Raw genomic sequence first — 1,708 nt, 5'->3', positions numbered from 1 at the left:
GTTCTACAATTTTTACTTTTTCTACTGCATCAATTTTGCTTTTTCTGGACATAAAATACCCCCAAGTAGGTTTTTATATTTTAGTGTCCTACTTGAGGGTATCATATCAGAATCGCCTCCTCCGCTCCCATCCAGACCGGAATATACGGGCAGAGTCCAATCGAAGCCACGCTCAGGAGCGCGCCTGCTGTGATGGCCAGAAAAAGCGCCTGCTGTGACAGCTTGCGCACCTGCCGCTCGTCTCCGGCTCCCAGTGCCTTTGAGATCAGCACCAGCATTGCCGTCCCAATGGCCCCGGGAACACTGTTTACAAGCCAGGTCACATTCGTCGTAATGCTGACGGAGGCCGTAGCCTGCTCTCCCAGCTGTCCTACCATCGCCGTATCCACATACTGCAGCAGCGTGGCCAGAATCTCTTCCGCCACAGTAGGAAGGGCCAGAAAAAGTAATGCCCGCAGCAGCCCGCGGTTCTCTCCGGCACTCTCGGAGACCGTCACGGCGCCTGCCTGCTCAGCTGATTCAGGCACAGGCACACAATTTTTCTTTTCCATTTTCCTTCTTCGGATCTCCTGTAATCACTTCACCCCTGGCATTCGGATCATCAAAAATCAGTTCTTCCACCGCCGGAACCTGAATCCGTCCAGAAGCAGGATTTTTGATGCTGATGACCGGAGTTGTTACAACCGCATCTACTTCAGATTTCTCAAAGCAGAGGTCCGTATCAATCATCTCACAGTTTATCAGCTTCAGATTTTTACAATAGCAAAATGGCTGTGTTCCGATGATCTTACAGTCAATCAGCGTCAAGCCATCGGAATACCAGGCCAGATACTCCCCTTTCACCACACTGTTTTTTACTGTCACATTTTTTGCATGCCAGAAGGCATCCTTGGTATCAAAGGTACAGTTCTCAAAAACAGAGTTCTCAATATATTGGAAGGAATATTTTCCCTGGAACCGGACGCCGCTGAAACGAAGATTTTCTGAGCGCATCATAAAATACTCACTCTGAGCTGTGCAGTTTTCCATATTCATATTCCTTACTGACCAGCCAAACTCCGGAGAAATGATATCACAATTTTTTACTGTCACATCACTGCACTCCCGCAGAGCCTTGATCCCGTGCATCTTCGTATCCGTGATCTCAATATGGTCAGAATACCACAGAGCGGCGCGGCAAAGCTCTGTCATCTCACTGTTTCGAATCGTCAGTCTGTGGTCATGCCAGAACGGATAACGCAGATTGCAGAACACATGCTCCACTTGAATATCGCTGCTTTCCTTCAGCGCGCTCTCCCCGTCTGCGGGACCGTCAAAAGCTGAATTCTTTACCAAAATATCATGGCTTCCATATAAAGCCCGTTCTTCGTCAAATGTTTTATTTTCAATCGTTATCATATTACTTCCTCCTCCGCTGTCATTTCATGCTGTCTCATATCTCAGGCCGTCTTCCTGTACTGTATTATATGCCTGCCTTTTTTGAAGATCAAATACCTGTATTGAATAGACAGCTATAGCTAAAATCTATGAAAAACCGTTTTTGCGGCACAGACAATACAAAAAACCTGTAAGCATTCTGCTTACAGGTTTTTCTCCTCGAGCTCCCCGAGTAGGGCTCGAACCTACAACCCCACGGTTAACAGCCGTGTGCTCTACCATTGAGCTATCGAGGATTATCTGGCATAAGTTCTTCCCTTATACCTTCAAA

2 protein-coding genes and 1 tRNA gene are annotated in these 1,708 nt (G+C 47.2%); all 3 read right to left on the bottom strand.

Features of this window, described 5'->3' with window-relative positions; genetic code table 11:
* Positions 1–101 precede the first annotated feature (101 nt).
* The 3 genes from B5E77_RS16700 to B5E77_RS16690 all read right to left on the bottom strand — a co-directional run bounded on the left by B5E77_RS16700 (position 102) and on the right by B5E77_RS16690 (position 1,673).
* A complete protein-coding gene (locus tag B5E77_RS16700) occupies positions 102–551 on the bottom strand; it encodes an MATE family efflux transporter (protein ID WP_087166487.1) in 450 nt (149 codons plus the stop codon).
* Positions 520–1,398: a DUF3737 family protein gene (locus tag B5E77_RS16695; RefSeq protein ID WP_087166486.1), complete on the bottom strand. Its 879-nt coding sequence runs from the start codon at positions 1,396–1,398 to the stop codon at positions 520–522. The genes B5E77_RS16700 and B5E77_RS16695 overlap by 32 nt, the downstream gene beginning before the upstream one ends.
* A 203-nt stretch (positions 1,399–1,601) precedes the next feature.
* Positions 1,602–1,673, bottom strand: a tRNA-Asn gene (locus B5E77_RS16690).
* Positions 1,674–1,708 lie beyond the last annotated feature (35 nt).

Source organism: Lachnoclostridium sp. An131, assembly GCF_002160825.1.
GTDB lineage: Bacteria > Bacillota > Clostridia > Lachnospirales > Lachnospiraceae > Laedolimicola.
This window is presented reverse-complemented; position numbering and strand designations above follow the sequence as displayed.